The 21,288-nt window shown below is 73.1% G+C and carries 17 protein-coding genes; 6 read left to right on the forward strand and 11 right to left on the reverse strand.

Features of this window, described 5'->3' with window-relative positions:
- Positions 1 to 95: 95 nt before the first annotated feature.
- From V7E46_RS01765 to V7E46_RS01785, 5 genes are all read right to left on the reverse strand, one after another.
- A complete protein-coding gene (locus V7E46_RS01765) occupies positions 96 to 1,025 on the reverse strand; it encodes a dihydrodipicolinate synthase family protein (RefSeq protein WP_333766731.1) in 930 nt (309 codons plus the stop codon).
- A complete protein-coding gene (locus V7E46_RS01770; RefSeq protein WP_333766732.1) occupies positions 1,022 to 2,020 on the reverse strand; it encodes an ABC transporter ATP-binding protein in 999 nt (332 codons plus the stop codon). Before V7E46_RS01770 ends, V7E46_RS01765 begins: the two co-directional genes overlap by 4 nt.
- Entirely contained in the window at positions 2,017 to 4,125 is a 2,109-nt protein-coding gene (locus V7E46_RS01775; protein WP_333766733.1) for a dipeptide/oligopeptide/nickel ABC transporter permease/ATP-binding protein, read from the reverse strand. Before V7E46_RS01775 ends, V7E46_RS01770 begins: the two co-directional genes overlap by 4 nt.
- A gap of 1 nt (position 4,126) precedes the next feature.
- Positions 4,127 to 5,077 carry an ABC transporter permease gene (locus V7E46_RS01780; protein ID WP_333766734.1) on the reverse strand — a complete coding sequence of 317 codons (951 nt, stop codon included), beginning with the start codon at positions 5,075 to 5,077 and terminating at the stop codon, positions 4,127 to 4,129.
- An 81-nt stretch (positions 5,078 to 5,158) separates the two neighbouring features.
- Positions 5,159 to 6,772: an ABC transporter substrate-binding protein gene (locus V7E46_RS01785; RefSeq protein ID WP_333766735.1), complete on the reverse strand. Its 1,614-nt coding sequence runs from the start codon at positions 6,770 to 6,772 to the stop codon at positions 5,159 to 5,161.
- A 288-nt stretch (positions 6,773 to 7,060) separates the two neighbouring features.
- Here V7E46_RS01785 and V7E46_RS01790 point away from each other — a divergent pair, with 288 nt between their 5' ends.
- The 3 genes from V7E46_RS01790 to V7E46_RS01800 all read left to right on the forward strand — a co-directional run bounded on the left by V7E46_RS01790 (position 7,061) and on the right by V7E46_RS01800 (position 10,741).
- Positions 7,061 to 7,867 (forward strand): FadR/GntR family transcriptional regulator, encoded by an 807-nt coding sequence (locus V7E46_RS01790; RefSeq protein ID WP_333766772.1) that lies wholly within the window; start codon positions 7,061 to 7,063, stop codon positions 7,865 to 7,867.
- A 55-nt stretch (positions 7,868 to 7,922) separates the two neighbouring features.
- Positions 7,923 to 8,927 carry an acetylxylan esterase gene (locus V7E46_RS01795; RefSeq protein ID WP_333766736.1) on the forward strand — a complete coding sequence of 335 codons (1,005 nt, stop codon included), beginning with the start codon at positions 7,923 to 7,925 and terminating at the stop codon, positions 8,925 to 8,927.
- 113 nt (positions 8,928 to 9,040) lie between these two features.
- A complete protein-coding gene (locus V7E46_RS01800; RefSeq protein WP_333766737.1) occupies positions 9,041 to 10,741 on the forward strand; it encodes a sensor histidine kinase in 1,701 nt (566 codons plus the stop codon).
- Between the two features lie 104 nt (positions 10,742 to 10,845).
- Here V7E46_RS01800 and V7E46_RS01805 read toward each other — a convergent pair whose 3' ends face one another.
- The 4 genes from V7E46_RS01805 to V7E46_RS01820 all read right to left on the reverse strand — a co-directional run bounded on the left by V7E46_RS01805 (position 10,846) and on the right by V7E46_RS01820 (position 13,870).
- Positions 10,846 to 11,829, reverse strand: coding sequence for an Acg family FMN-binding oxidoreductase (locus V7E46_RS01805; RefSeq protein ID WP_333766738.1), 984 nt, complete (start codon positions 11,827 to 11,829; stop codon positions 10,846 to 10,848).
- A 99-nt stretch (positions 11,830 to 11,928) separates the two neighbouring features.
- Positions 11,929 to 12,633: a response regulator transcription factor gene (locus V7E46_RS01810; RefSeq protein WP_333766739.1), complete on the reverse strand. Its 705-nt coding sequence runs from the start codon at positions 12,631 to 12,633 to the stop codon at positions 11,929 to 11,931.
- A 161-nt stretch (positions 12,634 to 12,794) separates the two neighbouring features.
- Positions 12,795 to 13,511 carry a CBS domain-containing protein gene (locus V7E46_RS01815; protein WP_333766740.1) on the reverse strand — a complete coding sequence of 239 codons (717 nt, stop codon included), beginning with the start codon at positions 13,509 to 13,511 and terminating at the stop codon, positions 12,795 to 12,797.
- Between the two features lie 131 nt (positions 13,512 to 13,642).
- A complete protein-coding gene (locus tag V7E46_RS01820) occupies positions 13,643 to 13,870 on the reverse strand; it encodes a hypothetical protein (protein WP_333766742.1) in 228 nt (75 codons plus the stop codon).
- A 77-nt stretch (positions 13,871 to 13,947) separates the two neighbouring features.
- On the opposite strand from V7E46_RS01820, the gene V7E46_RS01825 reads away from it, so the two are divergent.
- Positions 13,948 to 14,622, forward strand: a complete 675-nt coding sequence (locus tag V7E46_RS01825) for a hypothetical protein (RefSeq protein WP_333766743.1) — start codon at positions 13,948 to 13,950, stop codon at positions 14,620 to 14,622.
- Positions 14,544 to 15,164: a hypothetical protein gene (locus V7E46_RS01830; protein WP_333766744.1), complete on the forward strand. Its 621-nt coding sequence runs from the start codon at positions 14,544 to 14,546 to the stop codon at positions 15,162 to 15,164. The genes V7E46_RS01825 and V7E46_RS01830 overlap by 79 nt, the downstream gene beginning before the upstream one ends.
- 196 nt (positions 15,165 to 15,360) lie before the next feature.
- Here V7E46_RS01830 and V7E46_RS01835 read toward each other — a convergent pair whose 3' ends face one another.
- Positions 15,361 to 16,524: a S1 family peptidase gene (locus V7E46_RS01835; RefSeq protein ID WP_333766745.1), complete on the reverse strand. Its 1,164-nt coding sequence runs from the start codon at positions 16,522 to 16,524 to the stop codon at positions 15,361 to 15,363.
- Between the two features lie 199 nt (positions 16,525 to 16,723).
- Positions 16,724 to 20,125, reverse strand: coding sequence for a GH92 family glycosyl hydrolase (locus V7E46_RS01840; protein ID WP_333766746.1), 3,402 nt, complete (start codon positions 20,123 to 20,125; stop codon positions 16,724 to 16,726).
- Positions 20,126 to 20,466: 341 nt separating this feature from the next.
- Between V7E46_RS01840 and V7E46_RS01845 the strand changes: the two genes are divergently transcribed.
- Positions 20,467 to 20,955 (forward strand): hypothetical protein, encoded by a 489-nt coding sequence (locus tag V7E46_RS01845; protein WP_333766747.1) that lies wholly within the window; start codon positions 20,467 to 20,469, stop codon positions 20,953 to 20,955.
- Positions 20,956 to 21,288: the final 333 nt, after the last annotated feature.

Genomic DNA, 21,288 nt, shown 5'->3' on the forward strand with positions numbered 1-21,288 from the left:
GGTGGGCAGGGTGATGCGGTCGAGGAGGTCGCCCTCGGGGGTGATCAGGGCGGCGGAGGTCTTGGTGCCGCCGATGTCGACGCCGGCGAGCAGCGTCATCGCAGCCCCGCCTGCTCCAGGATCGCGGCGATGCGGTCGGTCTCCTGGCCGGTCAGCGGGCGCATCGGCGGGCTGACGGTGTTGCCCGCGATCACACCGAGCACGGTGAGCGCGGTCTTGAAGGCCCCCAGCCCCGCGGCCGTGCCGGAGGCGGACGACGGGTCGGCGACCGCGACGATCTCGAAGAGCCGGGCCAGCCGGTCCTGTTCGGCCTTGGCCGCGGTCCAGTCGCCGCGGGCGGCGGCGTCGTGCAGCCGCCGGTAGCCGTGCGGGTCGACATTGCCGAGGCCGGGCACGGAGCCGTCGGCGCCGGCCAGCAGCATCGCGTCGACCACGACCTCGTGTCCGGTCAGCAGCGCGAAGCCGGCCTGGTCGTGCAGGTCGAGGGCGAGTTGGCGGAAGGACACGTCGTCGCCGCTGGAGTCCTTCACCCCGGCCAGGACGCCGTCGGCGGCCAGGGTGCGGACCAGGTCGCGGGAGAGCTTGCTGTGCACGCACACCGGAATGTCGTAGGCGAGGACGGGGACGTCGCAGGCCGCGGCGATCAGTCGGAAGTGCCGGTCGATCTCGGTGGGGTGGGTGCGGGTGTAGAAGGGGGCGGTCGCGACAACGGCCGCCACCCCCCTGGCGGTTGCCGCCGCGGCGCGTTCGATGACCTTGTTGGTGGTGGTCTCGATGGCGCCCGCCAGCACCGGGACCTGCCCGGCCGCGGTCTTCACCACCACGTCCAGGACCGTGTCCTGCTGGTCGTCGGTCAGATAGGCGACCTCGCCCGAGCTGCCCAGGGCGAACAGCGCGTCGACACCGCCGTCGAGGAGGTGGGAGACGACGCGCTCCAGCGAGGCGGTGTCCACCGTGCCGTCGGCGGCGAGCGGGGTGACGACGGGCGGGATGACCCCCGAGAAGGGGGAGGTGCGGGGCTTCACGAACTGCTCCTCGTAGCGGGCTGCGCGGCGGTGGCCGCCGGCGCGGGAATCTGGGGGTGGACGCAGTGCCAGCGGTGGGCGCCGTCCGCGGTCGGCTGCGGGAAGGTGTCGGCGCAGGCGTCGTCGGCCTTCCAGCAGCGGGTGCGGAAGGGACAGCCGCTCGGCGGGCGGGTGGCGGAGGGGACGGGGCCGTTCAGCACGATCCGCTCGGTCGTCTCCAGCAGGCTGGGCGTGGCGGAGAACAGCGACTCGGTGTACGGGTGGGCCGGCGCCCGGGAGACCTGTCCGGCGGGGCCCTCCTCGACGATGCGGCCGAGGTAGAGGACGGCGAGCCGGTCGGAGAGGTGCCGGACGGTCTGGATGTCGTGCGAGATGAAGACCATGCCGAGGCCGAGTTCGGCCCGCAGGTCCATCAGCAGGTTGAGGACCTGGGCGCGTACGGAGACGTCCAGGGCGCTGGTGGGTTCGTCCGCGACGATCAGCTCGGGCTCCAGGGCCAGCGCGCGGGCGATGGCGACGCGCTGGCGCTGGCCGCCCGACAGCTGTCCCGGCAGGGCATGCAGGGTGTGTCCCGGCAGGCCGACCAGGTCGAGGAGTTCGGCGGCCCGGCGCTCCCGGTCGCGTACCGTGCCCCGGCGGTGGACGTCCAGCGGGTCGCGCAGGATGCGGCCGACGGGCATGCGCGGGTTCAGGGCGGTCGAGGCGTCCTGGAAGACCACCCCTACCGAGGACCCGAACTCGGCGCGCCGCCGGGCGGCGGGCATGCCCCACAGGTCCTCACCGCGGAAGAGCACCCGGCCCTCGGTGGGCCGCTGGAGGCCGGTCAGCACCCGGGCCAGGGTGGACTTGCCGCACCCCGACTCGCCGACCAGGCCGACGATCTCGCCGCGCTGCACGGTCAGTTCCGCCGCGGTGAGCGCGTGCACGGCGTCGTGCCTGAACAGGCCGCCGCCGCGGACCCGGTGCCGGACGTGGACGTCTTCAAGCCGGATCATCGTCCGCTCCTTTGCAGCAGTACGGGCTCCGCCGGGTGGTGGCAGGCGAAACCGTGCCGGCCGGCGCCGTCTTCGAGCGGTCCTGCGGACTCCCCGGGGCGCCCAGCGAGTTCGGGCACCTGGCTGCGGCACACCGCGGTCGCGGCCTCGCAGCGGGAGGCGAACCGGCAGCCGGCGCCGAAGTGCCGGGGCGCCGGCACCACCCCCGGCACCTGGTGCAGCCGGTCGGCGCCGGACTCCAGCGAGGTGACCGAGCCGAGCAGGCCGCGGGTGTAGTGGTGGGCGGGGTCGGTGAGCAGCGCCCGCGTGTCCCCGGTCTCGGCGACCTGCCCGGCGTACATCACCGCGACGCGGTGGGCGAGGCCGCCGACGAGCGCCAGGTCGTGGGAGACCAGGATCATCGCGAAGCCGAGTTCGTCGCGCAGCCGGACCAGGAGTTCGACGATCTGGGCCTGGACGGTCACATCGAGCGCGGTGGTGGGTTCGTCGGCGATGAGCAGCCGGGGGCTGCGGGACAGCGCCATGGCGATCAGCACCCGCTGCCGCTGCCCGCCGGACAGCTCGTGCGGGTAGCTGCGCAAGGTGCGCTCGGGGGGCAGGCCGACGAGGTCGAGCAGTTCCGCGGGGCTCTGGGTGCCGCCGCGGGAGGTGAGCTGCTTGAGCTGGCGGCCGACGAGCACCGACGGGTTCAGCGACGACATGGCGTCCTGGTAGACCATCGCGATCTCGGTCCCGGCGAGCGCGCGGCGCTGCCGGGGGGCGAGGTCGAGCAGATTGCGCCCGCGGTAGTCGATGCGCCCGCTCACCTCGGCGTTGCGGGCCAGCAGGCCCATGACGGCCAGGCTGGTGATGCTCTTGCCGCAGCCGGACTCGCCCACCAGGCCGAGGGTTTCCCCCTCCCGGACGGTCAGCGAGATGCCGTCGGCCACGGGGACGCCGCCGTAGCGGTCGGGGAACCGGATCGACAGGTCGCGGATGGCGAGCAGTTCAGGGGCGCCGGCCGGGACGGGCCGGATCGCCGGCGGGTGGGTGGTCATGCGCTCGGCGAGCAGGACGAGGCTGCGCTCGACGGCGGCCCGGTCGTCGTCCGCCGGGCGCTTCCCGGACGGCGGCTCCGCGTCCGTCGCGGTGTCACCGGTCCGACTCGCGGGCGGTTCCGCCGCGGGCCGCGCGGCATCGCCGGCCGCGGCAACGGCGGTCGCGGCAACGGCGGTCGCGGCGGGGTCGATCCGCTCGGCCCGGGCGGCGCCGGGCGAGGCGGAGGCGTCGGTGAGTCCCTCGGAGAGGATGTTCAGGGCCAGCACCGTGACCAGCAGCACCAGGCCGGGGAAGAAGGTGGCCCACCAGCCGCCGGAGAGCAGTATCTGCCGGCCGTAGGAGAGCACATTGCCCCAGCTGGGCTCGGGGTCCTGCACACCGGCGCCGATGAAGGAGAGGCTGGCCTCGAAGATGACGGCCTCGGCGACCAGGACGGTGGCGAACACCATGACGGGCGCGGCGCAGTTGACGGCCACGTGCCGCAGCACGATGTAGCCGCGGCGGGCGCCGATGACCTTCTCCGCGGCGACGTAGTCCTCGCCGTACTGCGCGAGCACATTGGCGCGGACGACGCGGGCCAGCGAGGGCACGTAGACGAAGGCGATGGTGAGGATCAGGACGGGCACGCTGGAGCCGAAGACGGTGACCAGCACGGCGGCCAGGGCGATCGGCGGGAAGGACATGACGACGTCGAGGATCCGCATGACCGTCTCGTCGCCCCATTTGGGCGAGGTGGCGGCCAGCGAGCCGAGGACCGCGCCGGCGACGACCGCGACGGCCGTCGAGCCCAGGCCGATGACCAGGGAGTAGCGGGAGCCGTAGACGACCCGCGCGAAGATGTCGCGGCCGAGCCGGTCGGTGCCGAACCAGTGGTGGCCGCCCGGGGACTGGACGGGGATGCCGGTGGTCAGCGGGTTGTCGGCGACCAGCGGCGCGCACACCGCGGCCAGGATCACGACGACCAGGACGGCGAGCGAGATGCGCGAGGCGAGCGGCAGCGCGCGGAAGCGGATGCCCGGGCGCGACAGTTTGGCGACGACCCGTTGGGGGCCAGTGAACAGGAACATCTCATACCGTCCTGATGCGCGGGTTGACCAGCAGGTACAGCAGGTCGACGACGACGTTGACGACCAGGAAGGCGAGCGCGATCGTCAGGACGGTGCCCTGCACCAGGGCGACATCGCCGCCGGTGACGCCCTCCAGGATGAGCTTGCCCATGCCGGGGAGGTCGAAGATCGTCTCGATGACGACCGCGCCGCTGAGCAGGTAGCCGACCTTGATGCCCAGCACGGTGAGCGGGGTGACCAGCGCGTTGCGCAGGACGGAGCGGACGACCAGCAGCGGTGGCAGGCCGTTGCCGGTCGCCGTGCGGACGTAGTCGCGGTCCAGCTCGGTGACCATCGAGGTGCGGATCAGCCGCGCCAGCGAGGCCGCGACCGGCACCGCGAGCGAGATCGACGGCAGCGCCATGCAGCGCAGCCAGCCGGTGAAGGAGTCGCCCGGGTTGACGTAACCGCCGGTCGGGAAGAAGGAGTTGTCCAGGGCGAACCGCTGGATCAGCAGCACGCCGAGCCAGAAGGACGGCACCGCGACACCGGCCATCGACACCGCGCGGAAGACATGGTCGGGCCAGCGGTCGCGGTACATCGCGCCGACGACACCGAGTGCGACGGCCAGGACGACCGCGAGCAGCAGCCCCAGCAGGGTGAGTTGCAAGGTGAGCGGGAAGGCCACGGCGATACGGTGGGCGACCGGCTGGCTCGGCGGCACGGTCACCCCGAGGTCGCCGTGCAGCAGGCGCCCGATGAAGTGGACGTAGCGGACGGGCAGCGGGTCGTCGAGCCCGTTGGCCCGGGCGAACGCCGCGCGGGCCGCGGCGGTCGAGTTCTCCCCCAGCGCGTTGTAGGCGGGGTCCGCGGGGGAGAACTGGAGCACGACGAAGACCAGCAGGGTGATGCCGAGGATCATCGCCGGCATGATCGCCACGCGGCGCAGCGCGAGCCGGAGGAAAGCGAACATCGGTTGTTCCTAGCGGTAGGTCCTGGACGACTGGGGGTGCCGGGGCCGGCGGCCGGGGAGGCGGCGCGCCGGCCCGGCGGCTCAGGCCGGGGCCACCCCGAGGAAGGACAGGCCCGTCGTCGGCACGGGGCTGAACCCGGACAGCGCCTGGCTGTTCCAGGCGGTCGGCAGCTTGCGGTGCAGGATCGGGTAGAGCGGCGCCTGGTCGGCGACGATGTCCGTGACCTGGGCCCACAGGCCGGCCCGCGCCTTGTCGTCGGCGGAGCGGGCGGCCTTGTCCAGCAGCGCGACGACCTGCTTGCCCGCCGCGGTGCCCGACCAGCGGTAGCGGGTCTCGGGCCAGGTGCCGACGTAGAACCAGCGCATCAGCAGGTCGACGTCGTTGCCGAAGACCGACGGGTCGCCGGGCGCGACCAGCAGGTCGAAGTCGCCGGTGTCGATCTTCGCGTACTGGGCGGAGGACTGGCCGATGCTCAAGGTGGTGCTGACGCCGACCGCGTCCCAGCTCTCCTTGACCAGCGGCGCGATGTCCTGCACCCAGGAGGTGTCGGTGGTCAGGACGGTCACCTTCAGGCCGCTGACGCCGGCGGCCTTCAGCAGCGCCTTCGCCTTCACCGGGTCGTGGCCGTAGACCGTGGCGGCCTTGACGTAGTCGGGGTGGCCGGGCTGGAGGTAGCCGGTGGCCGCGGTGGCCTGGCCGGACATCGCGGTGGCGATGATCTTCTCGGTGTCCAGCGCGTAGTGCAGGGCCTGCCGCACCCGCTGGTCGTCGAAGGGCTTCTTGGCGCAGTTGAACATCAGGAAGAGGTTGCCGAAGGACGCGGCCGACTCGACGGTGGACTTGCGCCTCAGGCCGGACATGTCGATGTACGGCACGTCCTCGATGGCCGCGACCCGGCCGGACTGCATCGCGCTGACCCGGGCGGAGGCGTCGGAGAGCAGATTCCAGGTCATCGACTCGGCCTTGGCCGGGTACCGCCCGTTGTACTTCGGGTACTTCCGGAAGACGATCTTGTCCTCGCGGGTGGCCGACACCAGCGCGTACGGCCCCGAGCCGACCGGTTTGGCGTCGAAGGCCTTCTGGCCGGCCTGCACGATCTTCTTCGGTACGACCTTGGCAACCGATATCCGGGACGGGAAGAGCGCGAAGGGGTACTTCAGCGTGAACTCGACCGTACGGGGGTCCACCGCCCGCGCGGAGTCGAAGAAGGGCAGGAACTGCGCCATCAGGGACGCGTTCTTCGGGTCCAGGATGCGCTGGAAGCTGAAGACGACGTCGTCGGCGGTGACGGCGGAGCCGTCGTGGAAGGTCGCGCCCTCGCGCAGGGTGGCGCGGTAGGTCGTCGGGCCGATCTTCACCGGCATCGCGGTGGCCAGCGCGGGCCGGGCGGTCAGCGTGACCGGGTTGAGGTCCACCAGTCCTTCGAAGATGTGCCAGTTGGCCGCGACCGGGGTGGCGCCCGAGGAGGTCATCGGGTCGAACCCGGTGGACAGGGCGTACGAGATGCCCGCGGTGATCGTGCCGCCGGCCGTTCCGCCGCCGCCGGAGCCGGAACCGGAGCCGGCGTTCGTGGTCGAGGAGGGTCCGCCGCACGCGGCGAGGGTGCCGGTGAAGGCGGCGGCTGCGCCGACCGCGCCGGAATAGCGCAGGAAAGCGCGGCGATCGACTCTGGCGGGTGTCCGTCGAGAAGACACGGGAACCTCCGGGACAGGAAGGGATGGACGGTGGGGAGCGGTGCCGGGCCGGGCCCGGGGTGCCGGACGGCCGTGGCCGCGCCCGGCGGTACCGGGCCGCCGGGCGGCGCCGCCCGGCGTCTGCCGAACAGCGGCGGGTCGGCGAGAACAGCACCGCGAACACTCTGTGCAACATAGGACATCAGATGTCTGATGCCTGATAGGGTGGACCGTAGCCGCAAGGACGAGAGGGGTCAAGGGGTGGACGCAAGTCGCAACTCCAGCAAAGGGCGGGGCAGCCGCCTGCTGATGCACGAGGTCAGCGAAGGTATCAAACGTTACATCCTGGACAACGGACTCCGTCCGGGCGACCTCCTGCCCACGGAGAACGAGCTGTGCGAGGCGCTGGACGCGAGCCGCTCCAGTGTCCGCGAGGCCGTGAAGACCCTGGACGTCCTCGACATCGTGGAGGTGCGCAGGGGCCACGGCACCTACGTGGGGCGGCTGGGGCTGTCCGCGCTGGTGGAAAGCCTCACTTTCCGTGGCCTTCTCGACCGGGACGACGACATGCAGCTCATGCTGGAGCTGGCGGACATGCGCGAGCTGTTCGAGCGCGGCATGGCCGACCGCATCGTGGCCGCGCTCGGCGCGGGCGACGTGGCCGCGCTCGACGCCCTCGTCAACGACATGGACACCTCCGGCAGCGGCGACGGCACCGGCTTCGTGGAGGCCGACCGCGCCTTCCACGCCCTGCTGGTCGCCCCGCTGGGCAACGAGCTGATCGGCCAGCTCTCGGCCGCCTTCTGGGACGTCTACATCGTCGTCGCCCCGCACCTGAACGGGATCACCCGGGCCGACGAGGTCGAGACGGTCCACCACCACCGCCGGATCGTGGACGCGGCCCGCAGCCGGGACGTGGCGGCCTTCGCCGCTGCCGTCTCCGACCACTACGCGCCGGTACGGCGGCGGATCGCCGAGGCCAGGACGGCAGGTCCCGCCGGCGCGGAGGCGGGAGCCGGGACCGGCGGCGGGAGCAGGCACGGGGCCCGCGAGGGCACCGTCATCGCGCCCCGCCGGATACGGCACCGCCTTGACGCCGACGGGGACTCCGCCTAGATTCCCGCCGTGCGGACATCAGACATCAGATGTCCCAGTTCGCGAGGAGCCCGCCGTGCCCCTGACCGACCTCACCCTGGCGGAATGCCTCGACTACCGGGCCGGGCAGCCCGCACCCGCCGGCTTCGGCGCGTTCTGGTCCCGGACGCTGGAAGAGGCGGGGCGGACCGCCCGGCCGCCGCGGTTCGAGGCCGTCGACGCCGGACTGCCCGCGGTCCGCGTGAGCGATGTCACCTTCACCGGATACGGCGGCGAGCCGGTGCGCGGCTGGCTGCGGCTGCCCGCCGCACCGTCCGGCCCGCTCGGCTGCGTGGTGGAATACCTCGGCTACGGGCGCGGCCGTGGCCTGCCGCACGAGAATCTGACCTGGGCCGCGGCCGGCTACGCCCACCTGGTCATGGACACCCGCGGCCAGGGCTGGTCGGCCGCGCCCGGGGCGACGCCCGACACCGGCGGCACCGCGGACGGCTCCGTGCCCGGCTTCCTCACCCGGGGCACGGACCGCCCCGACGACCACTACTACCGGCGGCTCTACACCGACGCGGTGCGCTGCGTGGCCGCCGCCCGCAGCCACCCCGAGATCGACCCCGACCGGGTCGTGGTCACCGGCGTCAGCCAGGGCGGCGGGATCGCGCTGGCTGTCGCGGGCCTCGTACCGGGGCTCGCGGGCGTGCTGCCCGACGTGCCCTTCCTGTGCCACATCCGGCGCGGCGCCGAATGCGCCGTCCTGCCGCCGTACACCGAGATCGCCGGCTACCTCGCGCTGCACCGGGACCGCGCCGAGCCGCTCTTCGCCGCGCTCGACCACTTCGACGGGCTGCACTTCGCCCCCCGCGCCACCGCCCCCGCGCTGTTCTCGGTGGCGATGATGGACCAGGTCTGCCCGCCCTCCACCTGCATAGCCGCGTATCACGCGTATGCGGGCCCCAAGGAGCTGGCGGTCTACCACTTCAACGGCCACGAGGGCGGCGGCGAATTCCACCGGGCCCGGCAGCTGGCCTGGGTCCGGGAGCGGCTGGGCCAGGACCGTACCGCCGCGCTCGGCCCGGAACCGCGCTGACCCGGGCGGTGCGCCGGCCCCGGAGCCGACTCCGGCTTCCGCTGCCGTGCCAGGACCGACTACGGTGACGTCGGCCGTTCACCGTGCGCGGGCCGTTCCGAGTGGAGGACCTGGTGGGCGAGGAGGCAGCCCGGTTGCCGCAGCTGCGGCTCGACGAGTTGCTGGACGAGCTGCAGGTCAGGATCGACGCGGCGCGCGGCACCCGGGACCGGGTGCACAGCCTGCTGGAAGCGGTCCTGTCGGTCGGCGGCGAACTGGACCTGCCGCAGGTGCTGCGGCGGATCGTGGAGGCCGCGGTGGTGCTGGTCGACGCGGAATACGGCGCGCTCGGCGTCATCGAGGGCACCCTGCTCTCGCAGTTCCTCACCAGCGGGATCTCGGCCGAGCAGGCCCGGGCGATCGGGCCGCTGCCGTCGGGGCACGGCCTCCTCGGCGAGCTGATCCGCCACCCGGAGCCGCTGCGGCTCACCGAGATCTGCGACCACCCGGCCTCGCGCGGCTTCCCGGCGGGCCATCCGCCCATGCACTCCTTCCTGGGCGTGCCGATCCGGGTGCGCGACGAGGTGTTCGGGAACATCTACCTCACCGAGAAGCACGGCGGCGGCGACTTCGACGGCGAGGACGAGGCGATCCTGCGCACGCTGGCGGTGGCCGCGGGCGTCGCCATCGAGAACGCCCGCCTGTACAAGGCCGCCCGCGAGCGGCAGCGGTGGCTGGAGGCGAACGCCCAGATCGTGGGCGACCTGCTGTCCGGCGCGGACGAGATGGCGGTGCTGCGCGGCATCGTCGGGCACGCGAGCCACATCCTCGACGCCGACCTCGGTGTGATCGCGCTGCCGTTCGGCGAGAGCACGGATCTGCAGGTGGTCATCGCGGTCGGGGTGGACGCCGAGGCCCACAGCGGTCTGGTGCTGCCGGTGGAGGGCTCCTTCATGGGCGCCGCCCTGGCCGCCGGGGGTTCCCTCACCACCAGCGAGATACGCAATGACCCGCGGGCCGCGTTCGGGCCGCCGCGGTGGGAGGGGCTCGGGCCCGTGGTGGCGGTCCCCATGCTGGCCGAGGACCGGGCACGCGGGGTGCTGCTGCTGGGCCGCGCGGAGCACGCCCAGCCGTTCGCGCGGGACGAGACGGCCCCGCTGGCGGCCTTCGCCGGGCAGGCCGCGCTGGCCATGGAACTGGCCGAGCGCCGCCGGGCCACCGAGCAGATGGCGCTGCTGGAGGACCGCGACCGGATCGCCCGTGACCTGCACGACCTGGCCATTCAGCGGCTCTTCGCCACCGGCATGACGCTGCAGAGCTCGCTGCGCTTCATCGACCACCCCGAGGCGAACGAGCGCGTCACGCGGGCGGTGGACGACCTCGACGAGACCATCAAGATCATCCGCTCCACCATCTTCGGCCTCCGGGCGAAGGAAGCCGACCGCGAGCGGCTGAGCCTGCGGGCGCGAACCGTCAGCGCCGTCGAGTCGGCCGCCCGCACCCTCGGGTTCACCCCCTCGCTGCGGATGGAGGGGCTGATCGACACCGACGTGCCGCAGGCCGTGGCGGAGGACGTGGTCGCGGTGCTGGAGGAGTCGCTGTCGAACGTCGTCCGGCACGCGCGGGCGTCGGCGGTCGAGGTGTCGCTCGCCGTCTCCCCCGGCCTGCTGACCGTCACCGTCGCGGACAACGGCGTCGGCCTCCCCCGCCAGGGCCGCCGCAGCGGCCTGCGCAATCTCGCCGAGCGCGCCGAACGCCACCGCGGCGACATGGCGGCGGCGCCCGCCGACGGCGGCGGCACCCGGCTGGTGTGGCGCGTGCCGCTCGGGCGGTAGGAGGCGGCGGTCGGGCGTCGGGCGGTGCGTCCAGGGCGCCGGGCCTCGGGCCATCGGGCGCCGGGCCCCGGGCGGACCCGTCCAGGACACCGTACGGTCGGGCGTCAGGCACCCGTCGGGGCGTCCAGGACGTCGTGGACCGGTCGGCGGGGGCTGGCCGGGCCTTCCGGGCCGTAGCCGAGGCGGATGAGCATCTGGACGTAGCCCCTGCCCGCGCCGGGTTCGCGCAGCGCCCAGCGGGTGCCGGGCCATTCCAGCGCCTGGTGCAGGAGCGAGGCGCGCAACTGGTGCACGGTGCCGGTCAGCAGGATGTTCTCCAGCGCCTGGCCCGCGCGCAGCCAGTCCGCGCGGCTGTCGTGCCGGGTGGACAGCACCGCGATCAGCGGGCGCTGTTCGAAGACCGCCGAGGGCCGGTCGTAGGCAGGACGCAGAGCCGCGAAGTCCCGTACGGGGAGCCGCCCGGCCGCGTCCCGCGGCCCGAGCACCGCGCCGGGCAGGCCGTCCGACGCCCCGTCCCGTACCCAGCTGCGGCTCTCCGCCAGGCGGACGGGGTCGGTCGCGGTGAACCACTCGGCCTCCGCGGTCAGTTGCAGGAGCCGGCGGACCTCGTTCACCTCGGGGAAGGCCAGTTCGGCCCCTTCCGCCACCGCCGCCTCGCCGAGTTCGGCGAGCGCCTGCGCCGGAACCGCCCGGCCGGTGAAGGGCAGCCGGCTGCTGCGCCGGCGCCATACCGCGTCGTAGAGACCCTGCCGGTGGCGGGAGGCGCCGGGCAGCGGACCCGCCGGCCGTACCGACGCCAGCAGGTCGGGCTCGGCGGGCCGGGGGAGCAGGCGTACCGCCGGCTCCCAGCCGAAGTGCGCGACCGCCACCCGCAGGTTGAACAGCGCCGCCCCGACCGACACGTGCAGGCCGCGGCCCACCGGGTCGGTGTGCCGTAACCCCCGCTCCTGCGCCGCCCGCACCTCGATCGTGGAGGTGCCGGGGTCGAGCCGGTAGCGCCACGGCTGCGTGTTGTGCAGGGACGGCGCCGCCACGGCCGCCGCAACCAGCTTCTCCAGAACCGCCGCGTCCAGTGCGGTGTTGTGCATTGCGCTCTCCTCGGGCCGCCGTGGCTCAAGGCTCGCCGGGCGGGGAGCGGCCCGGCAGGGGAAGGACGTCCCCGGCGGCAGGGCCGATCGGCCCTGCCGTCAGCGGCGGCCGTGTCCGGGACCGGGCGGCGGAGCCGTGCTGTTCGAGGCGATGACCGCGGCCTGGACCCGGCGCTCGACGCCGAGCTTCGCCAGCAGCCGCGACACGTTGTTCTTCACCGTCTTCTCCGACAGGTAGAGCTGCTTGCCGATCTGCCGGTTGGTGAGGCCCTCGCCGATGAGGGCCAGGATCTCGCGCTCGCGGGGGGACAGCCCGGCCAGCGCCTCCTGCTCGGGGTCCGCAACGGAGTGGTCCGCCCGCAGGCTGCTCATCAGGCGGGCCGTGGTGGCCGGGTCGAGCAGCGACTGCCCGGAGGCGACCGTCCGCACCGCCGAGACCAGGTCGGAGCCCTTGATCTGCTTCAGTACGTAGCCGGCCGCGCCCGCCATGATCGCGTCGAGCAGCGCGTCGTCGTCGTCGAACGAGGTCAGCATCAGGCAGGCCAGCGAGGGCATGGCCGAGCGCAGCTCCCGGCAGACCGAGATCCCGTCGCCGTCGGGAAGGCGGATGTCCAGCACGGCGACGTCCGGGCGCAGCGCGGGGCCGCGGGCCAGCGCGTGACCGGCCGACTCGGCCTCGCCCACGACCGCGATATCGGGTTCGGCGTCCAGCAGATCATGGACACCGCGGCGCACGACCTCGTGGTCGTCCACGAGGAAGACCCGGATCGGGGACGCCGCGGAGAATCGCGGTACCTCACTCATGAGCGGACGCCTCACCTGTCGCCGGCCGGCCCGGTGCCGTCCCTGGTCCTCCGATCATCGCGCGCGGGTCCGTACCGCACCAGGGCCGAACGGACCCGGCGGCCCGCCGTCCGGCCCCGCGGTCCCGCGGCGCACCGCCGTGCCGTGCGCGTGCGGCGGTGTCACCTCGCCGGCGAGGCGGGGTGCCGCCGCCAGGGGGCCTCCTGGCCGGCCCGCGGCCCGGTGTCGTCACGGCGGCTGGTGAGGCGGTTGTCGACGGCGACGACACCGTCGATCCGGGCGGTGGCGTTGCCCGCGATGGCCACGTCGCTCTCCCGTTCCAGCCTGCCCTCCAGCGTCACGACACCGTCGTGGACCGCCACCCCCGCCGCGAGCGGGGTCAGCCAGAGGGTCCTGACCAGGACTTCCTGGATGACGTCCTCGCGGATGTCCGCGTCGGGGCGGAGGAAGACCTGGAGCACGTCGCGCCGGGTCACGATCCCGACCAGCCGCTCCTCCTCGTCGAGGACCGGCAGCCGCTCGACCCGGTGCTGGGCCATGGCGCGGGCGGAGAAGGCGATCGAGTCGTCCGCGTGGACGGTCACCGGCGGGGTGGACATCAGCCGCCCGGCCGTCAGCGCCCCGGCCTTCGCCGCGTTCCTGCGGGACGCCGGGCTCAGCGGCAGCCGGTGCCGGGGAGCCGTCTCCTCCTGCCGGGCCTGCCGGACCATCAGGTCGGACTCCGAGATGACGCCGACCACCTTCTCGTCGTCGTCCACCACGGGCACTGCGCTGATGCGGTGCTGCGCGAGGAGCGCCGCGACCTGCTTGAAGGGGGTCGTCTCACGGACCCGGACGACGTCGCTCGTCATGACGTTCCCGACCTTGCGGTGCTTCATGGTGTGCTCCTGTGCATGCGTGCCGAGCGCTCGGCGTGGACGGCGGTGGGCAGGGGCCGTGCGGGTGCCACGGCCGGCCGGCGGGCTGATGGCCGCCCGCCGGGGGTGAGTGGGCAAGGGTCGCAAGGGTCCTACGGGCCGGGGTCCCAAGGGTGCCGCAGCTGGAGGTGCCCGGGGGGCTGCAACGTCTCGGGGCCGTAGATGCCGAGGGCGGCCAGCAGGTCGAACTCCGGGTCGCGTCGGTCCTCGCCGTCGATGACCACGATGCGGTCCCCGGCGTCCTTCGGCGCCGCCTGGCGCCGGTTGGCGGCCAGCGTGCCGGCGGAGCCGCCGCCGATGACCACGGTCTGCTCGTTCATGGGGTACGTCCTCTCCTCGGGGCGGTATGTGACCCGGTCACGCGGACCCGCCGGGCCTCACGTGCCGTCGGGCGCCGGTGTGCGGGGGCGCTCGGCGGATCGCGGACCGCCGTGGCGGCCCGCGGCGTCGTTCATCGAGCGAACCGCGGCCCGCCGCCTTCACCTTCGCGGGTTCCGGCCGCCGCCGCAGAGGGCCGAACGGCCTTACCGGGAGGGCGGTTCGGCCCGCGAACGGCACTCCCCCCTGGCTCATCCACCGCCGCACAGGCCACGCCAACCTGCACGTGCGCGGCTACAAGGAGAACGGCACCACCACCACGCCCTCCGACATGGTCGTCCGCAACGACCTCGACCGCTACCGCCTCGTCATGGACGTCATCGACTCGCGTCCCCGGCCTGCCCGTCATGGCGGCAGCGGTCCGCCAGCGCATGGAGACACCCGCCTGCGCCACCACGCCAGGATCCGCGAGCACGGCACCGACCTGCCCGAGGTCGCCGACTGGACCTGGCAGGACCGAGCGAGCCCCGGCCCCGTGTGCCGTGCGGCCCGACCGGGCCCGTGGGCAGGGCCGTTCGGCCCGCGAGGTCGGGCCCTGGGCCCCCAGCGCCCGCACCCCCGCCGGCGGGACAGTAATGGCGTACCGGACAGCAACCCATCGAGCAGGGAGACATCATGGCCGTCCACAACCAGCCCAGGCAGCGCTCCGGATTCCACCTGCGCAGCCGGAACGGGGCGTTCGCCGAGCCGGTGAACGACACGACGACCGCCGCCGGCACCGCGCTCGCCGCCAGGGCACTGGCCGCCGTACGGATAGCGACCGGCTTCGTCTTCCTGTGGGCGTTCCTCGACAAGGCCTTCGGCTGGCACTACGCCACCGGCTCAGGAAAGGGCTGGATCGACGGCGGCTCCCCCACCAAGGGCTTCCTGTCCGGCGTGTCAGCCGGCCCGCTGCAGTCGTTCTTCCACCACATCGCGGGACAGGGCTGGACCGACTGGCTCTTCATGCTCGCCCTGCTCGGCATCGGCGCCGCCCTCGTGAGCGGCATCGCCCTGCGCGTCACAGCCGTGGCGGGCACCGTCCTGATGGCGATGATGTGGGCCGCCGAATGGCCCCCTGCCCAGCACCTGTCCACCGGCGCCCCCAGCAAGTCGTCCAACCCGTTCGTGGACTACCACCTCATCTACGCCCTCGCAATGATCCTCTTCGCACTCGCCGCCGCCGGCACCACCTGGGGCCTCGGCCGCCTCTGGGCCCAACTCCCCATCGTCCGCAGCCACGCCTGGCTCCGGTGACGACGCCCGGCCCGCACACCGAGGGGGCACCGCCCACAGGGCGGTGCCCCCTCGCGATCCGCCGCCGTGCCGGCCGGTCAGCAGATGCCGGCGACGATCCGGCCGGCCTCGTCCGCGGCGAAGGTGCCGTCGCCGGCCAGGAGCAGGCTCCGTTCACCGTCCGGCAGGGCCGGACGGTGAACGGCGACCGCGGAGGTCAGCTGGTCTGGAGGGTGAGACCGTAGGCGGACAGGATCGGGTTGACCGGCTGGAACCAGGTCTCGCCGCCCGACGTGCAGTTGCCGTAGCCGCCGGAGGTCACTCCCTGGGCCTGGTCACCGCTGATGAACGAGCCGCCGGAGTCGCCCGGTTCCGCGCACACGTTGGTCTCGGTGAGCCCGTAGACGCTGCCCTGGCTGTAGTTGACCGTCTCGTTCATGCCCAGCACCGTGCCGCAGTGCCAGTGCGACGTCGAACCCGAGCGGCAGATCGAGGAGCCCACCGGGGCCACGGCGGAACCGTGGACCAGCACGTCGGAGACCGTGCCCCAGCCGAGCACGACGTTGACGGTCCACCATCCGCTGCCCACGTTGACCCAGGAGTAGTCGTTGCCCGGGAAGGTGCCGCCCTGGAAGTTGCCGACGTAGGAGCCGTCCCAGCCGTAGACGGCCGCCCCGGCCTGGGCGCAGTGGCCGGCGCTGACGAAACCGCCGCGGACGGAGAAGCCGATGGAACAGCGGATGCCGTGACTGGTGTACGGGTCACCGCCGACCGTGCCCGCGGACAACGTTGTCGGCCGTGCGGCGGTGGTGGTCTTCACCGTGACGGCCCCGGCGGTGTCGCCCCGCTCGGCGCCGGCGACGAAGGCGCGCACCGCCGGGTCGCCGGCCGCGTCGGCGCGGACGTCGATCACGACCTTGTTCGACTGGAGGTCGACACCCCAGCTGCTCACTCCGGCGGGGGCCTTCTGCTTCCTGGCCAGGTTGTCGATCGCGGTCTTCGCCGAGTTGAGCTGTGCGGCGGTGCGGGCGACCGCGACGGAGGCCGCGCCGGTCCTCGCCACGGTCTTCGCCGCCCGCGCGTCCGTGACGGCGACGACCAGCTTCCCTTCGGCGGGGTCGAACCACGAACCGCCGTAGGAGCTTCCGGCGGCCTTCCGCGCCGCCGGTTCGAGGGCGGTGGCGGTGGCCTGCTGCTCCAGCCGCTGCTGGGCCTGGGCCCTGGTCAGGCCCAGGTCGTGGACCATCGTCGTGACCACGGCGTCGGAGGCGCCGGTGAAGGCGGGGGCCGCGGTCGCCGTCATGGCGCCCGCACCTCCCACGGTGGCCGCGGCGGCGAGCGCCAGGGACAGGCCGACCATCATGCTGACTCTGCGTTTCATGGCACTTCCTCTTCAGTGCGGGGGGTGAGACCGATGAGAGAGCGCTCTCACGTGAGGGCGGGGCCATCCTATGACCGCAGAATTGTCATGTACAGATCGCCTCGGTGCTCCGGTTGCGCCTGAACTCCTGCCCGCCGGGGGGAAGTCGTACCGCCCCGGGCCCGACTCGGCGCCGGGCCCGGGGCGGTACGGCGCGGACTCAGCTCCCGTAGCCGAGGGCGAACAGGTGGACCGTGCCCGAGGCCCCGGTCACCGGCAGGGTCACCGAGGCCACCGTTTTGGCCGGGTCCAGCGGCACCTTCACCGAGAAGACATAGGCCTTGACGTTGTCCCGGCCGCCGTCCGCGGTGTTGCGGTAGGCCGAGGCCGCCACCGTGGTGTTGCCCGGAAGGGGCTTGCTGGCATTGCCGTTGAGGGTCCAGTCGGCGAAGACCACGCCCGCCTTGGCGGTGCTGCCGTCGGTGTAGGTGACGGCCAGGTCGCCGGGGACGCCGCTGCCGTCGGTCGGCGCGTTGGTGGCGGCGCCGAGCAGGCCGAGCCAGGCACCGGAGGAGCCGGCCGGCTGCGGGATGGTCTGCCCGCCGACTTCGAGGTTGTCCGGCCGCCCCGGGGCGGTGGTCGGCCAGGTGTAGGTGATCCCGTCCGCGGTGAGCTTGCTGCCGCCGACGACCCCCGCCGCGGCCAGGGCGTTCTGCGAGTACGCCCAGCCGCCGTCGTCGAAGCCGCCGGTGAAGTGGGTGCCGTCGGCGTAGACGCCCTCGTTCGACTCGTACGGCCACAGCGCGCCGGGCTGCGCGACGGCCACCCGCAAGGTGGCGCCGGCCAGGTCGGCGCCGCTGGTGTGGTCGGTGAGCGCGAAGGAGACGGAGTAGGCGCCCTCCGCGCCGCCCGCGGTGACCGGGACCTGCGCCTGCGCGGTGCCCGAGGCGGGCACGGTCAGCGAGCCGGACGTGGCGCCGAGGCTCACCCCCGGGTCCGCGGTGGCCGTCCAGTCGGCGGTGACGGCCTTCGCCCCGAGGTTGGTCAGCCGCAGCGTGGCGTCACCGCTCGCGCCGGGGGCGATGACGAGCCCGTCGCTGGTCGGGCCGGTAGCGGCCAGCACCCGCTGGCCGCCGGTGGTGTCCGACGGCGGCGCCGCGCCAGGACCGGTCGCCCACGAGGTGTTCGGCTGCGCCCCGAGCGCGAAGTCCAGCGTCCTGGCCGAGCGGAACTGGCCGAAGGTCAGCCAGGCGGCATTCCACGCCTTGCCCTTGACGTCGAGCGACTGCACGTAGGGCGCGTCGGGCGCGGCCTGCGGGGCGTTGAGCGTGACCTGCTTGCCGTTGCCGAAGGTGACCTCGGCGATCGGGAACGCCGGGCTGCCCAGCGCAAGGGTGTCCGTGCCGGGCGTCTCCGGGTACATGCCCAGCGACGACCAGACGTACCAGGAGCTCATCGCGCCGAGGTCGTCGTTGCCGAAGGAGCCGACCGGGGCGTTGAAGTACAGACCGGTCTGCGCCTGCCGCACCGCAGCCTGGGTCTTCCACGGCTGCCCGAGGTAGTCGTACTCCCAGGGGATCTCCAGGCTCGGCTCGTTGGAGAGGTCGGCGTCGGTGCCGCCGGGCTCGGTGATGCTGTCCAGCAGGCTGTCGAGGTACGAGGCGTAGGCCGCCGGGCCGCCGCGGGCGGTGATGAGCTGCTTGAGGTCGAAGGGGACCATCGGCGTGTACTGCGCCGAGGTTCCCTCGACGAAGCCGTTGGAGGTGCCAGGGGTGAAGCCGCCGGCGAAGCTGCCGTCCTTGTTGCGGCCCTGCATGTAGCCGGTCTGCGGGTTGAAGACGTTCATCCAGTCCTGGGCGCGGGTGGCGAACCTGGTGTAGTCCGCGGTCTTCCCCAGCGACTTGGCGAACGATGCCAGCGCGTAGTCGGCGCTGTCGTACTCCAGCTGGGTGGACACCGGGCCGTAGAAGTTGCAGCAGCTGTAGTCGGTCTCGTCCAGCGGCAGGTAGCCCTTGGCGTCGCGCACCGCCTGGCCCGGGCGGTCCTGGTTGGGCGTGGTCGCCTCGTGCACCATGGCGTCCAGCGCGTGCGCGGAGTCGAAGTTGCGCACCCCGAAGGCGTAGGCGTCGGCGATGATCGAGGCGCCGGGGTCGCCGACCATGACGTAGCTCTCGCCGTTGTTCGAGGCCCACTTGGGCAGCAGGCCGGTCTGGTCGTAGCCGTTGAGCATCGAGGTGACGACGTCGCCGGTCTGCTGCGGGGCTACGGTGGCCATCAGCTGGGTCTGCGAGCGGTAGGTGTCCCAGCCGGAGTAGTTGGCGTACTGCGCCTTCTGGCCCTTCGCCAGCGTGTGGACCTGGTCGTCCATGCCCATGTACTGGCCGTTGTCGTCGGAGAAGACGTTCGGGTGCAGCAGCGCGTGGTAGAGCGCGGTGTAGAACTGCACCTGCTGGTCGTGGCTGCCGCCGCCGACCGCGATGCGGCCGAGCACGTCGTTCCAGGCGTTGTGGTTCGCGGTGCGCAGCTTGTCCGGGTTCCAGCCGCTGATCTCCGAGGAGAGGTTGGCCGCGGCGTTGTCGTCACTGGTGTACGAGATGCCGACCGCCGCGGTGACCGCGGTGGAGGACGCGGTGTCGAAGGTCAGGTACATCCCGTTGGCGCCGGTGACCGGGGCCGCCGCGGCACTCCTGCCCGAGGTGCCCGCGCGGGCAGCCGGGGCAGCACCCGCCACCGGGTGCACGGCCGGGGACGGCGCGGCGGGGACGGTGGAGCGCTTCTCGTGCGGTGCGCCGCCCTGTCCCGCGTTCGTCGCGGGCGCGGCGGTGCGGCCCGCCGCCAGCGCCTTGGCACCGGGGTTGACCGTGCTGCCGACCCAGGTGCCGCTGGCGGTGAAGGGGCGGTTGAACGTGATGTCGAAGTGCAGCGTGTAGCGGTTGCCCGCGCCGCAGAAGTGCCCGCTGTCGACCGAGCCGCTCACCTCGTGGTTGTTCACCACCTTGACCCGGGTGCCGTCCACCTGGGTGGCGCCGCCGCTCAGCTTGAGCAGCAGACTGCCGGGCGCGCCGGCGGGGAAGGTGAAGCGGCCCAGGCCCGCACGGGTGGTGTCGGTCAGTTCCGTGGTGACACCGGAGGCGTCGGTCACCGTGTACGAGCCGACGGCCGTCTTCTCGTCGCTGTGCGCGAACTGGGCCGTGGCCGCCGACAGGTTGCCGGGCAGCGCTCCGGAGACCGGCAGGATCGGCACGTCGCCCGCGACGTCGCAGCCCGGCCCCGAGACGTGGGTGAGGCTGAAGCCGGAGATCTTCGTGCTGTCGTACTCGTAGCCGCCGCCCTGCGCCCGGTGCGGGGTGGTGTCGGGACCCCACTGCATCATGCCGAACGGCATGTCGGGGCCGGGGAAGGTGTTGACCAGGCCCGAGGTGCCGATCAGCGGGTTGACCAGGGACGCCGGGTCCTTGACCGGGGACGGCGCCGAGGCGGCCGACGCGCTGTCCAGCGATTGCAGCGGCAGGGCCGCCAGGCCCAGCAGGGACCCCACCACGGCGAGCCGCCGCATGGCGCGGCGGCCCGGCCGGGAACGGCGGGTGGAGCGAGGGTGGTCCGGGCGACGCAAGGAGATCATCGTGACTGCCTCCGCGGTTCGTGCGCACGAGTGTGCCCAGGAGGACGGATGGCGTCCTCGGGTCGGCAACGGCGCCGCGCGTTCGCGTCCTGCGGTTCAGGCGACTGGGGCGGCGATGCGATGACAACGTTGCCAGACCTGCACGAGCGACGAGTCAAACGCCAATCCCGAGGCCATGTCAATCCCCCGCACGGCAAGGGCGGTTACCGCACCTGTTCGGCCGAGGGTCACGGCGTCGCATTGTGGGCTTAATGGCTGCCAACACTAGGCTATTGGGAGGTAATTGGTGTCCCGGAGGATATATGCGGCGTTCTGCCGCCGCGGTCGGCGAGGATGCGTGCATGGACACGCTCCGACAGACCGACACCATCGACACCATCACCGCGAACACCCCCGAACTGGACGCCCTGGTGGTGCGCCACGCCCACATCACCGACTCACGCCTGTCGCTCGCCGACCTCGGCCTCTACGTGCGCTGCATGTGGCTGCAGAGCGTCTACGGCGACGACGGCGATGTCGACCGGCTCATCTGGGAGTTGGACCTGCCGCCGGAGGAGACCAGGGCCGGCCTGCGCCGCCTGATCCACGCCGGCTACCTCAGCGTCCCCAGCCGGGAGAAGGTGGAGGCCAGGCGGACCGTGCGGCAGGTCGGGGCGCTCCGGGCGGCGCTGGACCAGACCGGGCCGCTGCTGAGCGAGTACGAGCAGGCGGTGGTCGCCCGCTTCGTCCGCCTGGCCGAGGAGCGGGCCGAGCGGGCCGAGCGGACGGCCTCGCTGTTCGCGTCGTTCGAAAGGCAGGAGAGCCGGCAGCACGCCCCCGACCGGCCGTGATCCACACCCCGACGGCCGTGACCCGCGCACCCCGGGACCCTCGTGGCTGTTTCTGGCCGCCCGTCACCCTTCGGCCGCTGTCCGCGGCCGGGCAATCATGGCCGGAACGGCGCCCTCCGCATCCATTCCGCAGTGACGGGCGACCGCGCGTGCGGGACTCTTCCAGCCATGCGCGAAAGATCGGCCACCCCGCGCGTCGCCGCCGGGAACAGCCCTCCGGCCTCCGGCCCCGGACGCCCTCTTGATCGGAAAACCCGCACCAGGAGCTTCCCCCGTCCGAAGACGGAACACCGCCCCTTCCGGGGCGGGGCCGTTTGAAAGAAGTTTTGCACA

Origin of the sequence: Streptomyces sp. IBSBF 2435 (genome assembly GCF_036815005.1) — a bacterium.
Taxonomy (GTDB): domain Bacteria; phylum Actinomycetota; class Actinomycetes; order Streptomycetales; family Streptomycetaceae; genus Actinacidiphila.

Excerpts from the sequence above, each read along its gene's own strand:
- V7E46_RS01770 (WP_333766732.1), bottom strand. The coding sequence starts at position 2,020 with ATGATCCGGCTTGAAGACGTCCACGTCCGGCACCGGGTCCGCGGCGGC.
- V7E46_RS01775 (WP_333766733.1), bottom strand. The coding sequence starts at position 4,125 with ATGTTCCTGTTCACTGGCCCCCAACGGGTCGTCGCCAAACTGTCGCGC.
- V7E46_RS01780 (WP_333766734.1), bottom strand. The coding sequence starts at position 5,077 with ATGTTCGCTTTCCTCCGGCTCGCGCTGCGCCGCGTGGCGATCATGCCG.
- V7E46_RS01790 (WP_333766772.1), top strand. The coding sequence starts at position 7,061 with ATGCACGAGGTCAGCGAAGGTATCAAACGTTACATCCTGGACAACGGA.
- V7E46_RS01805 (WP_333766738.1), bottom strand. The coding sequence starts at position 11,829 with ATGCACAACACCGCACTGGACGCGGCGGTTCTGGAGAAGCTGGTTGCG.
- V7E46_RS01810 (WP_333766739.1), bottom strand. The coding sequence starts at position 12,633 with ATGAGTGAGGTACCGCGATTCTCCGCGGCGTCCCCGATCCGGGTCTTC.
- V7E46_RS01815 (WP_333766740.1), bottom strand. The coding sequence starts at position 13,511 with ATGAAGCACCGCAAGGTCGGGAACGTCATGACGAGCGACGTCGTCCGG.
- V7E46_RS01820 (WP_333766742.1), bottom strand. The coding sequence starts at position 13,870 with ATGAACGAGCAGACCGTGGTCATCGGCGGCGGCTCCGCCGGCACGCTG.
- V7E46_RS01830 (WP_333766744.1), top strand. The coding sequence starts at position 14,544 with ATGGCCGTCCACAACCAGCCCAGGCAGCGCTCCGGATTCCACCTGCGC.
- V7E46_RS01835 (WP_333766745.1), bottom strand. The coding sequence starts at position 16,524 with ATGAAACGCAGAGTCAGCATGATGGTCGGCCTGTCCCTGGCGCTCGCC.
- V7E46_RS01840 (WP_333766746.1), bottom strand. The coding sequence starts at position 20,125 with ATGATCTCCTTGCGTCGCCCGGACCACCCTCGCTCCACCCGCCGTTCC.
- V7E46_RS01845 (WP_333766747.1), top strand. The coding sequence starts at position 20,467 with ATGGACACGCTCCGACAGACCGACACCATCGACACCATCACCGCGAAC.